Annotated in this window: 14 protein-coding genes; 3 read left to right on the forward strand and 11 right to left on the reverse strand. The window is 73.9% G+C overall.

Annotation, left to right across the window (positions count from 1 at the left end; genetic code table 11):
• Positions 1 to 94: 94 nt before the first annotated feature.
• The 11 genes from rpsO to rimP form a co-directional block, all read right to left on the reverse strand.
• Positions 95 to 364: a 30S ribosomal protein S15 gene (gene rpsO / locus CHF16_RS04635; protein WP_021599383.1), complete on the reverse strand. Its 270-nt coding sequence runs from the start codon at positions 362 to 364 to the stop codon at positions 95 to 97.
• A gap of 222 nt (positions 365 to 586) precedes the next feature.
• Positions 587 to 1,531 (reverse strand): bifunctional riboflavin kinase/FAD synthetase, encoded by a 945-nt coding sequence (locus CHF16_RS04640; RefSeq protein ID WP_089324883.1) that lies wholly within the window; start codon positions 1,529 to 1,531, stop codon positions 587 to 589.
• Between the two features lie 97 nt (positions 1,532 to 1,628).
• Positions 1,629 to 2,297, reverse strand: coding sequence for a PAQR family membrane homeostasis protein TrhA (trhA, locus tag CHF16_RS04645; RefSeq protein WP_245868216.1), 669 nt, complete (start codon positions 2,295 to 2,297; stop codon positions 1,629 to 1,631).
• 167 nt (positions 2,298 to 2,464) lie between these two features.
• The gene (truB, locus tag CHF16_RS04650) at positions 2,465 to 3,337 is read right to left on the reverse strand and encodes a tRNA pseudouridine(55) synthase TruB (RefSeq protein ID WP_089324652.1); all 873 of its coding nucleotides are present in this window, start codon (positions 3,335 to 3,337) and stop codon (positions 2,465 to 2,467) included.
• Between the two features lie 14 nt (positions 3,338 to 3,351).
• A complete protein-coding gene (locus CHF16_RS04655; RefSeq protein WP_342750072.1) occupies positions 3,352 to 4,533 on the reverse strand; it encodes a DHH family phosphoesterase in 1,182 nt (393 codons plus the stop codon).
• Positions 4,530 to 5,012: a 30S ribosome-binding factor RbfA gene (gene rbfA, locus CHF16_RS04660; RefSeq protein WP_089324653.1), complete on the reverse strand. Its 483-nt coding sequence runs from the start codon at positions 5,010 to 5,012 to the stop codon at positions 4,530 to 4,532. Before rbfA ends, CHF16_RS04655 begins: the two co-directional genes overlap by 4 nt.
• A gap of 202 nt (positions 5,013 to 5,214) precedes the next feature.
• Positions 5,215 to 5,523, reverse strand: a complete 309-nt coding sequence (locus CHF16_RS04665) for a DUF503 domain-containing protein (RefSeq protein ID WP_245868217.1) — start codon at positions 5,521 to 5,523, stop codon at positions 5,215 to 5,217.
• 211 nt (positions 5,524 to 5,734) lie between these two features.
• A complete protein-coding gene (gene infB, locus CHF16_RS04670) occupies positions 5,735 to 8,707 on the reverse strand; it encodes a translation initiation factor IF-2 (protein WP_089324654.1) in 2,973 nt (990 codons plus the stop codon).
• A gap of 108 nt (positions 8,708 to 8,815) precedes the next feature.
• Positions 8,816 to 9,157, reverse strand: a complete 342-nt coding sequence (locus CHF16_RS04675) for a YlxR family protein (RefSeq protein WP_342750073.1) — start codon at positions 9,155 to 9,157, stop codon at positions 8,816 to 8,818.
• Positions 9,123 to 10,172, reverse strand: coding sequence for a transcription termination factor NusA (gene nusA / locus CHF16_RS04680; RefSeq protein WP_218826535.1), 1,050 nt, complete (start codon positions 10,170 to 10,172; stop codon positions 9,123 to 9,125). The genes CHF16_RS04675 and nusA overlap by 35 nt, the downstream gene beginning before the upstream one ends.
• Before the next feature lie 25 nt (positions 10,173 to 10,197).
• A complete protein-coding gene (gene rimP, locus CHF16_RS04685) occupies positions 10,198 to 10,809 on the reverse strand; it encodes a ribosome maturation factor RimP (protein WP_089324656.1) in 612 nt (203 codons plus the stop codon).
• Positions 10,810 to 11,042: 233 nt separating this feature from the next.
• On the opposite strand from rimP, the gene CHF16_RS41215 reads away from it, so the two are divergent.
• From CHF16_RS41215 to CHF16_RS04700, 3 genes are all read left to right on the forward strand, one after another.
• Positions 11,043 to 12,080, forward strand: a complete 1,038-nt coding sequence (locus tag CHF16_RS41215; RefSeq protein WP_245868218.1) for a ferritin-like domain-containing protein — start codon at positions 11,043 to 11,045, stop codon at positions 12,078 to 12,080.
• 80 nt (positions 12,081 to 12,160) lie between these two features.
• Positions 12,161 to 12,547 carry a hypothetical protein gene (locus CHF16_RS04695; RefSeq protein ID WP_089324657.1) on the forward strand — a complete coding sequence of 129 codons (387 nt, stop codon included), beginning with the start codon at positions 12,161 to 12,163 and terminating at the stop codon, positions 12,545 to 12,547.
• Between the two features lie 90 nt (positions 12,548 to 12,637).
• On the forward strand, positions 12,638 to 13,696 hold the full coding sequence (locus CHF16_RS04700) for a TRM11 family SAM-dependent methyltransferase (protein ID WP_089324658.1): 1,059 nt from the start codon (positions 12,638 to 12,640) through the stop codon (positions 13,694 to 13,696).
• Positions 13,697 to 13,721: the final 25 nt, after the last annotated feature.

Here is a 13,721-nt window from a genome sequence, read left to right on the forward strand (position 1 = left end):
CGGCCTGGGCGGGCCGGGCGGCCGGTCACCGGCCGGCGGGGCGCCGGCCGGTACAAGTGAGGGAGTGGCCCGGACGGGCCACTCCCCCAGCGTGCTAGCGGCGCAGGCCGAGTCGCTCGATCAGCTGCCGGTAGCGGTTGATGTCCTTGTTGCTCAGGTACTTCAGGAGGCGGCGGCGACGGCCGACCAGCAGCAGCAGTCCGCGGCGGCTGTGGTGGTCGTGCTTGTGCTCCTTGAGGTGCTCGGTCAGATCGTTGATGCGGCGCGTCAGCAGCGCGACCTGGACCTCCGGGGATCCGGTGTCACCCTCAGTGGTCGCGTACTCGGCGATGATCTGGTTCTTCGTGGCGGTGTCGAGCGACACGTGGCTCCTTCGATGGGATCGTCACCCGCAGATCCGGGCCCGGAGAGCACACGGGTCCGCATGGTGCGTTTCAGAGGGTGGCGGGCCGCATGAGGGTGCAGCTCGCCGCGCCGGGGCCCTTCCCGGCGACTATTCACCGTACCATGCCGGAAACCCGCCCCGTCACGAAGCGACATCCGGTGTTGTCGCAGGGTACGCGGCGAAACGGACGCTCCGCCCGGATCAGCCGGAGGTGATCTCGCGGGCGCGGTCCACGTCCCGGCGCATCTCCTCGATCAGCGCGTCGATCGAGTCGAACTTCAGCGTGTCGCGGATGCGGGCGGTGAAGTCCACGGCCATGTGCTCGCCGTACAGGTCGAGGTCGTCGCGGTCCAGCGCGTACGCCTCGACGGTCCGCTCCCCGGCGCCCTCGAACGTCGGGTTCGTCCCGATGGAGATCGCGGCCGGCCAGCGGAAACCCGGGTAGCGCTCGGAGTCGCAGACCAGCCAGCCGCCGTAGACGCCGTCGGCGGGGATCGCGGTGTTCACGGCCGTCTCCAGGTTGGCCGTCGGGAAGCCGAGCGCGCGGCCCCGCCGGTGGCCGCGCACGACGACGCCCTCGACGCGGTGCGGCCGGCCGAGGGCCTGCGCCGCCGCCTCGACGTCGCCCGCGTCGAGGCGCTCCCGGATGTAGGTGGAGGAGATCGTGCCGCCGTTGGCCACGAGCGGCATGCCCTCGGCGGTGAAGTCGTACTTCTCGCCGAGCTCGCGCAGCAGCGCGACGTCGCCCTTGGCCTTGTGGCCGAAGCGGAAGTCCTCGCCGACGATGACGTGGGCGGCGTGCAGCCGGTCGACCAGGACCGACTGCACGAACTCGTCCGGCGGCACCTTCGACAGCTCGAGGGTGAACGGGACGACCGCGACCGCGTCCGTGCCGAGCCCCTCCAGCAGCTCGACGCGCCGCCGGGTCGTGGTGAGCAGCGGCGGGTGGGTGCCCGGCCGGACGACCTCGTCAGGGTGCGGGTCGAACGTGATGACCACCGAGCGCAGGCCGCGGCGCCGGGCCTCCCGCGCCGCGGCGCCGACGATCCGCTGATGGCCGCGGTGAACGCCGTCGAACACCCCGATGGTGATCACTGAACGGCCCCAGTCCGCGGGAACCTCGTCGAGGCCATTCCAACGCCGCACCATTCTCTCCCCGTGTAGGGCATGCCTGCCGGTATTCTCCTGCCGCCCTCAAGGGTGCCATGCCCCGGGCCGCGAGGTCGCACCCAGGGGGTACCCGTCAGCCCGACCGGTAGACGACCAGCGACACCGCGATGTACTGCAGCACGTAGGCGGCGAGCGTGCAGGCGTGGAAGACCTCGTGGAAGCCGAACCAGCTCGGCGACGGGTCGGGGCGGCGCAGCCCGTAGACGACGCCTCCGACGCTGTAGCAGATGCCTCCGGCCGCGACCAGCGCGCACGCGGCGACGCCGGCGCCGTCCAGGAACTGCGGCAGGAAGAACACCGCGACCCATCCGAGGACGATGTAGAGGGTCACGTAGAGCGCGCGCGGGGCGCCGATCCATGTGGTGCGGAAGATGACGCCGGCGACGGCGCCCGACCAGACCGTGATGAGCACGGCGAGCCGCACTCCGCCGTCCAGGGCCACGACCGCGAAGGGGGTGTACGTCCCCGCGATGATGAGGTAGATGTTGGCGTGGTCGAAGCGGCGCAGCACCTCCAGCAGCCGGTGCGACCGCTGCCGGTGGTACGTCCCCGAGATCCCGAACAGCATCCCCGATGTCGCCACGTACACCGCCGACGCGAGCCGCGCCTGGGCGCTCGGGCCGAGCGCCACCAGCACGAGCCCGGCGACCAGCACCGCGGGGAACGCGCCGAGGTGCAGCCAGCCGCGCAGCCGCGGCCGGGTGGGGGACGCCACCGGGGGGTGGTCCTTCACAGTGGTCACGGACACCTCCTGCCTCACTAACTTACTCTCTCGTAGGTTACGCGACCGTAGGTTCCCGCGCAGCATTTTCTCCCGGTGATGCGCACCACGGGTGTATTGCCCACTCGGGACCGAGGCAGGCATCGGCCGCGGGGCCGGGAGGCGGAAAGTTCGAGAGACGAGGCGGTTCAGGCCACGAAGACGGCGAGGGGCCTGGCCAGCCCGCCCTTCTCCTCGACGAGGGCGAGCAGCGTCCCGTCCGGCGCGAAGACGCCGACCGGTCCCGGGCCCAGCCCGGCCGCCGGAAGCCGCCCGCCGTGCGCGATCCTGCGCGCCTCGCCGTCCGAGACGTCCCGGCGCGGGAACACGGCGGAGACCGCCTCGCCCATCGGGAGGATCTCCAGCTTCCCGGCGAGCTGGTCGAGGGTCCGCGCCATGGACAGGTCGTAGGGCCCGACCCGGGTGCGGCGCAGCGCGGTCAGGTGGCCGCCGCAGCCGAGGGACGCGCCGAGGTCGCGGGCCAGCGCCCGGATGTAGGTGCCGGACGAGCAGGAGACCGACGCGTCCACGTCGATCAGGTCGCCCTCGCGGCGCACCCCGGTGATCGTGAAGGAGTGCACCGTCACCGGGCGGGCGGCGAGCGCCACGTCCTCGCCCTTGCGGGCCATCTTGTAGGCCCGCTCCCCGTTCACCTTGATCGCGCTGACCTGCGGCGGAACCTGCTGGATCGGCCCGGTCAGCGCCGCGACGCCCGCGGCCAGCGCCTCGTCGGAGACCGCGGCGGCGGACGCGGTCGCGGTGGTCTCGCCCTCCGCGTCGTCGGTGTTGGTCGACTGCCCCAGGCGGATCGTCGCGTCGTACCCCTTCTCCGTCAGCGCGAGGTGGCCGAGGAGCCGGGTGGCCTTGCCGACGCCGAGGACCAGCACGCCCGTCGCCATCGGGTCGAGGGTGCCCGCGTGCCCGACCCGCCGGGTCTTCGCCAGCCGCCGCATCTTCCCGACGACGTCGTGCGACGTCCAGCCGGCGGGCTTGTCCACGATGACGAGTCCCGAGTTGTCCACGCGCGCTCCGAATATCAGTCGTCGTCGGGGTCACCGGGCGCGCGCAGCGCCGCGCGCAGCCGGTCGATGATGGCGGCGGGCTCCCCGCCCATGGTGAACGCGGCGGCCGTGCGGTGCCCGCCGCCGCCGAGCTCCACGCAGGCGCGGCCGACGTCGACCGCGCCCTTGGAGCGGGTGGACACGTACCACTCGCCCCGGTCGTTCTCCTTGCACACCACCGCGACCTCGGCCTCGTCGGTGCGCCTGAGCTGGTCGATGACCCCTTCGAGCTGGTCGTACTCGACGTCGCGGGCGGCCCGGTCGGCGCGGGCGACCGTCGTCCACACCAGGCCGAGGCCGGCCGCCGCGTCCCGCTCCAGCCGGGCCCGCGCCAGCGCGCCCGCGAGGACCTGCAGGTAGCCGAACGGCGCCCGGTCCCACAGCTCGCGGCTGACCGCGTCCGGCCGGACGCCCGCCGTCAGCAGCCGCCCCGCGAGGTCGTGCACCTCCGGGGTCGTGCACGGGTACTTGAACGAGCCGGTGTCGCTGGCGAGCCCCGCGTACAGGCCCTGCGCGATGTCGCGGTCCAGCGGCACGCCGAGCCTGCGGATCAGCTCCTCGACCAGCACCGCCGTGGCGGCGGCGTCCGGGTCGACGAGCCGCACGCCGCCGAACCCGGTGTTGGACGCGTGGTGGTCGACGACGACCAGCGCCCCCGCCCGGTCGGCGTGCCCGGCCAGCCCGCCGAGCCGCGCCCGGCCCGCCGCGTCCAGGGAGATCATCAGCTCCGGGGCGGCGGGCACCCGCGCGGGCTCCACCAGCAGCTCCTGGCCCGGCAGGAAGCGCAGGATCGCCGGGACCGTGAACGGCTCCCCGAACGACGCCACGCACCGCTTGCCGAGCGACCGGAGCGCCTGGGCGAGCGCCAGCATGGAGCCCAGCGCGTCACCGTCCGGGGCCACATGGCAGGCCAGGCAGATCTCCTCCGCCGCCCGGATCAGCTGGACCGCGCGATCCCATTCGAGATCGGCGGCAGCCCCCGCGGGCACGGCCGGCGCGGCGGACCCGCCGCGCATCGCGCCGCGCGCCCCACCGCCCCCGCCGCCCCGCGGAACGATGTCGTGGCCGCCCGTAGCGTGGCCCTCGGCGTCGTGCAGCCGGCACTCCTGCGGCCCCCCGGTGGCCGCGGCGTGCGCACGGCCCTCGGGGCCGTTCACGATGACGGGGGCCCGGAACGGCCGTCCTCGTCGTCGGCGTCCTCGTCGAGGTCCTCCTCGGCCGCGGGCTCCCGGTACGGGTTCGCCTCACCGGCCGGGGACGCGCCCTGCGCGGCGCGCGCCACCTCGGCGTCCCGGGCGCGGGCCTTGGCGAGCAGGTCGTCGATGTGCGCCGCGTTCTCCATCAGGGAGTCCATGACGAAGGTGATGCTGGGCGTGTGCCGCACGCCCGTCTTCCTGCCCACCTCCGACCTGATGACGCCCTTGGCGCTCTCCAGCGCGGCGGCCGTCTCGGCGCGCTCGCCGTCCGACCCGTACACCGTGTAGTAGACGGTCGCGTCGCGCAGGTCGTTGGTGATGCGGGTGTCCGTCACGGTCACGAAGCCGAGCCGCGGATCCTTGATCCGCCTCTCCAGCATCTCGGCCACGATCTGCTGGATGCGGTCGGCGAGCTTGCGCGCCCGAGCTGCGTCCACCATGATCGCACTCCCTTTCTATGGTCTGCCGACCCCGCTGTGGTCCGGCGCCGGCGCCGGAGTTCCATTGTGGGGCCACCCCCACACTCCCCCGCCGCCGAACCCCAGTGCAGTCGGGCTCATTTGTGGGGGACGACCCCCACACCCCCGAACGGGAGACTGAGCGTCGTCCTCCACTCCGCTGGCGCTCCGTTCCGGACGCCGTTCAGTCTTCGTCGTGGAAGATCCGCTGGCGGGCGGACAGCAGTTCGATCTCCGGCCGTCCGGCCACCAGGCGTTCGCACTGGTCGAGCACCTGGGTGCAGTTCGCGGCGGTGCCCGAGACCACCGCCACCCCGATCTCCGCCCTGCGGTGCAGGTCGTTGCCGCCGGTCTCGGCGACGGCCACCGCCGGGAAGTGCTTGTGCACCTCGGCGATGATGGGCCGGACGACGGACCGCTTCTGCTTCAGCGAGCGGACGTCCCCCAGCAGCAGGTCGAGCGTCAGCGCACCCACGTACACCTGGTCGATCACCTCGGGATCTGTCTGGTTGGAACGACGGGGATCACCCGCCGGGTTCCCGGCCCGCGCCGCCGGGCGGGCGGACGGGGCCGGACATGACGGACGCCAGGCTAGAAGATCCGCCTGGCGTCCTGTCATCCGATTTAACGATCATCGGCGACGAGCCGGCCGCCCGCCCGGCCCGCGCCCGGAGGGCGGGGCCGCGCGGGCGGGCCGCCGGGCCTCAGACGCGGGGCTTCTCCCGCATCTCGAAGCACTCGATGACATCGCCGAGCTTGATGTCGTTGTAGCCGACGCCGATGCCGCACTCGAAGCCCTCGCGGACCTCGGTCGCGTCGTCCTTGAAGCGGCGCAGCGACGACACCGTGAGGTTGTCGGCGACCACGACGCCGTCGCGGACGAGGCGGGCCTTGGCGTTGCGCTGGATGATCCCCGAGGTGACCATCGAGCCGGCCACGTTGCCGATCCGCGGCACCTTGAAGATCTCGCGGACCTCCGCGGTACCGAGCTGGGCCTCCTCGAACTCCGGCTTGAGCATGCCCTTGAGGGCCGCCTCGATCTCCTCGATCGCCTGGTAGATGACCGAGTAGTACCGGATGTCGACGCCCTCGCGGTCGGCCAGCTCCTGCGCGTTGCGCTCCGGCCGCACGTTGAAGCCGATGATGACCGCGCCCTCCTCGGACGCCAGCGACAGGTTGACGTCGTCCTGCGTGATCGCGCCGACACCGCGCCGGATGATCCGCAGGCTGACCTCCTCGCCGACGTCGATCTTGAGGAGGGAGTCCTCCAGCGCCTCGACGGAACCGGACACGTCGCCCTTGAGGATGAGCAGCAGCTCCTGGCGCTTGCCCTCCTGGAAGTCCTTGAACAGCTCTTCCAGGGAGCTGCTCTTGCGACTCTTGAGCAGCTCGGCGTTGCGCTTGCGGGCCACCCGCTTGTCGGCGATCTGCCGGGCGATCCGGTCGTCGTCGACGACCAGGAAGTTGTCGCCCGCGCCGGGCACGGCCGCGAGGCCGAGCACCATCACCGGACGGGACGGGCCCGCCTCCTCGAGGTTGTTGCCGTTCTCGTCGAGCATCGCCCGGACGCGGCCGTTGGCCACACCGCAGACGATCGAGTCGCCGACCCGCAGCGTGCCGCGCTGCACCAGCACGGTCGCCACGGCGCCCCGGCCCTTGTCCAGGTGGGCCTCGATGGCCGAGCCCTGGGCGGGCATGTCGGGGTTGGCCTTCAGGTCGAGCTCGGCGTCGGCGGTCAGGATGATCGCCTCCAGCAGCCCGTCGATGTTGGTGCCCTGCTTGGCGGACACGTCGACGAACTGCGTCTGACCGCCGAACTCCTCGGCGACCAGGCCGTACTCGGTCAGCTGCGCGCGCACGCGGTTCGGGTCCGCGCCCTCGACGTCGATCTTGTTGACCGCGACGACGATCGGCACCCCGGCCGCGGTGGCGTGGTCGATCGCCTCGGTGGTCTGCGGCTTGACGCCGTCGTCCGCGGCGACCACCAGCACCACCAGGTCGGTGGTGTCGGCACCGCGGGCGCGCATGGCGGTGAACGCCTCGTGGCCCGGGGTGTCGATGAAGGTGATCTTGCGCTCCTCGCCGTCGACCTCGGTCTCGACCTGGTAGGCGCCGATGTGCTGGGTGATGCCGCCGGCCTCGCCCGCCTGCACGTTGGCGTGCCGGACGGCGTCCAGCAGCTTGGTCTTACCGTGGTCGACGTGGCCCATGACGGTGACCACCGGCGGACGCGGCTGGAGGTTCTCCTCGCCGCCCTCGTCCTCGCCGTACTCGATGTCGAACGACTCGAGCAGCGCGCGGTCCTCGTCCTCGGGGCTGACGACCTGGACGTCGAAGTCCAGCTCGAGCCCGAGCGCCATGAGGTCGTCGGGGTCGACCGACTGGGTCGCGGTGACCATCTTGCCGAGATGCATCATGATCGCGACGAGCGACGCCGGGTTGGCGCCGATCTTCTCGGCGAAGTCGGTCAGGGTCGCGCCCTGCGGCAGCCGGATGGTCTTGCCGTTGCCGCGCGGAGCCGAGACACCGCCGGCGGCGGGCGCCTGCATGTTCTCGAACTCTTGACGGCGCGCGCGCTTCGACTTGCGCCCGCGGGCCGGCCGGCCCCCGGGACGTCCGAACGCGCCCTGCGTGCCGCCGCGGCCGCGACCGCCGCCACCCGGGCGGGGTCCGCCGAAGCCGCCGCCGGGACGGCCGCCGCCGCCCGCGCGCGGGCCGCCGAAGCCGCCGCCACCGCCGGGACGGCCGCCACCACCGGGACCGCGGCCGCCGCCACCCGGACGGCCGCCGCCACCACCGGGACCGCGGCCGCCGCCACCGGGACCGCCGCGCCCGGGGGCGCCGGCAGGCCGCGAGGACGGCATGTTCATCGGGCTCGGCCGCGGGCCGCCCGGCCGGGGCGGCATGCTCCCCGGGCTCGGCCGCGGGCCGCCCGCACCGGGCGCGCCGCTGCGGCCGCCGGGACGCGGGCCGCCGGCGGGACCGCCGCCGGGACGGTCGCCGCCCGGACGGTCGCCGCCCGGACGCGGACCGGGACGCGGGCCCGGCTTGGGCGCCTGGCCCATGCCGGTGTTGGTCGAGCTGAACGGGTTGTTGCCCGGACGCGGCCGGCCGCCGCCTCCGCCGCCCTGGCGCGGGCCGGGACGCGGGCCCGGCTTGGGCGCGCGGGGACCCGGCTTCGGGCCGCCCGGGGCGCGGGTGCCCGCGCCGTTGCCGGCCGCGGGGCCCGCCGCGGGCGGGGCGCTCGGGCCCTGCGCCGCGGGCGCGTTCACCGGCGTGCTCGGCGCCGGCGGGACGGGCGGGCGCGGGCCCGGCTTGGGCGCGCCGCCCTGGCCGCCGGGTCCGGTCGGACCCGGCTTGGGCGCGGGCGGGCGCGGCGCGGCGGGCCGGGGGGCCTGCGGGCGCGCTCCCTGCCCGTCGGAGGCGCCGCCGCCGGGCGGACCCGGACGCGGCGCGGCGGGACGCGGACCCGAAGGTCGCTTCGGCGCGCCCCGCTTGTCCCCCTGCTTGGGGGACGAAGAACTTGAGAAGGCTTCTGTGAGCCTGCGAACGACCGGCGCCTCGATCGTGGAGGACGCCGAACGTACGAACTCGCCCATTTCCTGGAGCTTGGCCATGACGACCTTGCTCTCTACACCGAACTCCTTGGCGAGCTCGTAAACCCGGACCTTCGCCACTGCACTCCCTACTCGGTCCGGGGGTGCGGCCTCCGGACCGTCGCTAACTTGCCGTACTCATCGCGGCGTGCTCATCGAGCGCTCATAGCAATCTCGACCTGCTTCCGACTAGACGTCGCTTTCACTTCGGCCATCCTGCTGCCGCGCGGCGTGCGCCGCAAGCCGTGCCCGCAGCACATCAGTGCCGAGCGGACCCGGCAGGCGGAACGCCCGCGGGAACGCCCGACGCCGCTCTGCGAGCTCGAGACACTCCAGGTCGGGGTGCAGATGCGCACCCCGTCCCGGCAGCCGCCCACGAGGGTCGGGGACGATGACGCCCTCGACCACCACCAGGCGCAGCAGGCCGGACTTGGCCGTGCGAACCCGGCAGCCCACACACGTGCGAACAGGGGCCGCCCGGCCACGCTTCATGAGTCTACCGCGCCGAGGCGTCCGCGGGGCCTGTCGCATGCTCTCCTGACGTAGAAGATCCGGTTTGGCCGGGCTCGGCGGACTCCGCGGGGGGCCGCACCGGCTCGGTGTCGGACCGGATGTCGATCCGCCAGCCGGTCAGCCGGGCCGCGAGCCGCGCGTTCTGCCCCTCCTTGCCGATGGCGAGGGACAGCTGGTAGTCGGGGACGATCACCCGGGCGACCCGGGCGTCGGGGTCGACGACCTCGACATGGGAAACCCGCGCGGGCGACAGCGCATTCCCGACGAGCTCGGCGGGGTCGTCCGACCAGTCGACGATGTCGATCTTCTCGCCGTGCAGCTCGGCCATCACGTTGCGGACCCGGCCGCCGAGCGGGCCGATGCAGGCGCCCTTGGCGTTCACGCCGGACTTGCGCGAGCGCACCGCGATCTTGGTGCGGTGGCCGGCCTCGCGGGCGATCGCGGCGATCTCCACGGTGCCGTCGGCGATCTCCGGGACCTCCAGCGCGAACAGCTTGCGGACGAGGTTCGGGTGCGTGCGCGACAGCTGCACCGACGGGCCCCGGTGGCCCTTGCGGACCTGCACCACGTAGGCGCGCAGCCGCTCGCCGTGCTCGTAGCGCTCGCCGGGCACCTGCTCCTGCGGGGGCAGGACGGCCTCGATCCGGCCGAGGTCGACCAGCACGTTCCGCGGGTCCTTGCCCTGCTGGATGATGCCGCTGACGATGTCGCCCTCGCGGCCGGCGTACTCGCCGAAGGTCAGCTCGTCCTCGGCGTCGCGCAGCCGCTGCAGGATCACCTGCTTGGCCGTGGTCGCCGCGATGCGGCCGAAACCGGTCGGGGTGTCGTCGTACTCGAGGAGGTCGTTGCCCTCCTCGTCGGTCTCGGTCGCCCAGACGGTCACGTGCCCGCTCTGCCGGTCCAGCTCGACGCGCGCCTTCGGCGCCGCGCCCTCCGTCCGGTGGTAGGCGATCAGCAGGGCGTCTTCGATGGCCTTGACGGCCACGTCGAGCGAGATGTCCTTCTCGCTCTCCAGGCCCCGCAGGGCGGTCATGTCGATGTCCACGAGGTTCCCCCCTCTAGTCCGGCTCAGCCGGAGAACGCTTATCGTCGGCCGTCCGCTCCAGGGGCTTGAACTCCACCTGGACCCGGCCGCGCCCCAGCTCGTCGAGGCCGAACCTGCGCCGCGCGGTCTGCGTCCCGGCTCCCTTGCCGCGCCGCTTCTGGACGACGTCGATCTCGACGCCGCCGTCGTCGGCCGCGACCACGCGGCCCTCGACCTGGCCGCCCTCGGCCAGCGGAGCGACGACCAGCCGGCCGACGGCGCGGCGCCAGTGCCTCGGCTCGGTGAGGGGTCGGTCGACGCCGGGCGAGGTCACCTCCAGCACGTAGGGCGAGGTCCCCATCACGTCGGACTCGTCGAGCAGCCGGGACGCGGCCTCGCTCACCCGGGCGACGGCGTCGAGGTCGACCCCGTCGTCGCCGTCCACCACGATCTTCACGAGCCGGCGGCGCCCGGCCGGGCGCACGTCGACCTCCTCCAGGTCGAGGCCCGCCTCTTCGACGGCGGGCGCGACCAGCCGGGTCAGCCGGGCGATGGCGGTGTCGCGCGTGGGGCGCCCGGAGGCGTCGGCGCGCCTGCCGGGGCCGCGCCCGCCCTGAGCGCGGCCACCGCTGGACTCGACGCTCATGGGCCCTCCTCGTGTTCCCTCTGTTGTCACGCCTGCGATCGCGGATGCCGCCGTAAGTCCGTCGACATCTCAAGGGTATCGACAGCGGAGGACCGCGTCGGTCTTTCCGGAGGCTCACCGGCGCGGCGGATATGGAATGCTTGAGCTGGCCCGATGGACGTGTCCGGGGAGCGTGACCGCAACCGCGACCGCGGCGGGCCGCCACCACCACGCCACCGGGTGAGGAGACTCCCTTGCCGAACGCCCTGCCGCGCTCGCCCGAGGGGACGTTCCCGCCCGCGGCGGCGATGTCGCGGCGCGCCCTGCTGCGGCGGGGGGCCGTGCTGGGCGCGGCGATCGGCGGCGGCGCGCTGCTGCTGCCGTGGCTGGCGGGCTGTGCCGCGGAGTCGTCGGCGTCGTCCCCGGCCGGGCGTACCGACGTCGCGGTGCTGGTCGCCGCGATGGCGTCCGAGCAGCACCTGATCGCGGCCTACGAGGCGGTGCGGTCCGCGGGCGCCGCGCCGGCGGACCGGCTCGAACCGGCCCTCGCGCACCACCGCCGGCACCTCGAGGTGCTCCGGCGGCACTACGTGCCCGGTTCGGGCGACAGGGCGGACGAGGGCGGCGCCATGCCGTCCGCCGGTCCCGCTCCCCCGGTCCCGGCGGGCGCCGCGCGAGCGCTCGCCTTCCTGCGCGACGCCGAGGTGGACGCGGCGAGCGCGCGGACGGCCGATGCCGCCAAGGCGGGCCCGGCGCTGGCGCAGCTGGTCGCGAGCATCGGCGCGTGCGAAGCGGGCCATGCCAGGACGGTCGAAGGGGAGGTTCCGGCCGTCCGCTCGACGTCCGGCGCGGAGGCCGTCCGGACGGCGCTGTCCGCCGAGCACGCGGCCGTGTACGGGTACGGGGTGCTCGGCGCCCGGCTGCGCGGGACGCTGCGGCAGACCGCGAAGGACATGTGGAACGACCACCGGGCGCAGCGGGACGAACTGGTGTCGATTTTGTCCGGCGATCCCGATCCGGCGGCGGCCGCGTACCGGCTGCCCGTCCAGGTCACCGACGCCCGCAGCGCCGCCCGGCTCGCCTCGGCGCTGGAGGACGGCCTCGCCGCCGCCTACGTCGGCCTCGCCGGCCTCTCCGCCCCCGACCTGCGGGCGTTCGCCGCCGACAGCGCGCAGCGGGCGATGGCGCGGTCGGCCCGCTGGCGCGCGCGGGCGGGCGCCGCTCCGCCGGCGGAGGCGTTCCCCGGGCTGCCGCCGGCGGCCCTCGCGCCCCGCCCCGAACCGGGTGAGTGATCTTGCGCACGGCGGGAACGAAGCGCGGCACCGATCGCGTTGATCCCGCTGCAGGGACGACTCGGGGGAGGAGCCCAGACGTGACCACCACTCCGCGGGAGGGCGGGCGGACCGCCCTCGACGAGCTGCGGGACACCTACCGCGAACAGCTCGACCGGCTCGCGGCCGAGCGCGACGCCGCGCGGCGCCAGGCACGCATCGCCCAGGCGCAGGCGGACGTGGCGCGGGCCGATCTCGCGAGCCTGAAGGCCCGGGTGCAGGAGCTGCTGACCGCGGCCGCGCGGCACCTTCCGGACCTGCCCGCGGCCGAGGGCCCGGACGAGAGCGCGCGGGCGCTGCCCGCCGCTGAGGAGCCGGGCGATGCCGCACGGGCGGGAGCGGACGAAACCGCACGGGCGCTGCCAGCCGCTCCGGACGGCACCGCCGACGACCCCGCGCGGGAGGAACGTCCCGCGCGGGCGGCCTGACCGGCGGGAGCGACCCGCAAGGGCGGTGCGGAGACCGCCGGGGCGTCGTCCGGGCGGTCTCCGCTCCGACCTTCCAATAGGGTTCTGCGAATGACCGCGTACGGCCTCCTCGTCACCCCTTCGCACAACCGCGTCTACGCCCAGGCCGCCGCCGACCTGCTGAAGGCGGAGCTGACCGTGTTCAGCGAGCGGGCCCTGGACGGGCGCCTGAGCGACATCCGTGAGACGGCCATGGGCGGCGTCCCCTACATCACGTTCTCCGCCGACGAGCTGACGGAGCGGGACGTCCGCCTGCTGTCGAACCTGTCGGGGCTCTACGCGCTGTTCCAGATCGAGGGCGAGCTGCTCCGGCCGGTCACGCTCCAGCCCCTCGACCTGTTCGGCAGCGATCTGCTGACCATCCAGAAGTACTCCGGCAAGACGAACGAGTACTTCACCAAGCTGCTGCTGAACGTCACCGCGATGGCGATGGACTCGCCCATGGACCTGGTGGACGGCCGCCCCCGCGTCCTGGACCCCATGTGCGGTCGGGGCACCACCCTCAACCAGGCCATGATGTACGGGTTCGACGCCGCCGGCATCGACATCGACGGCAAGGACTTCGACGCCTACGCGGCCTTCATCAAGACCTGGCTGAAGAACAACCGGGTCAAGCACCAGGCCGAGACGGCCGGCATCCGGCGGGAGAAGGCCGTCCTCGGGCGCCGCCTCCACGTGACGCTGGGGGCGTCCAAGGAGCGCTACAAGAGCGGCGAGACGATGGAGATCACCGTCGTGAACGCCGACTCGGTGGGCGCGGGCAAGTTCTTCCGGCCCGCCTCGTTCGACCTGATCGTCACCGACGCCCCGTACGGCGTCCAGCACGGCAGCAGGGCCAAAGGCGCGCAGCCGGGCCGCAAGGGGAAGCCGCAGCTGTCGCGCAGCCCGGTCGACCTGCTGGCGGCGGCCGTCCCCGAGTGGGCGCGGCTGCTGCGCCCCGGCGGCGCCATCGGGATCTCCTGGAACACCTTCGTCGGCCGCCGCGAGCAGCTCGCCGAGATCCTGCGGGGCGCCGGCCTGGACGTCCAGGACTCCGACGCCTACCGGAGCTTCCGCCACCGCGTGGACCAGGCCATCAGCCGCGACCTGATCGTCGCCCGCCGCCCCTGACCGGCACCGCCGGTTCAGCCGGCGC

Source organism: Actinomadura meyerae (assembly GCF_900188445.1).
In the GTDB taxonomy this organism is placed as follows: Bacteria; Actinomycetota; Actinomycetes; order Streptosporangiales; family Streptosporangiaceae; genus Spirillospora; species Spirillospora meyerae.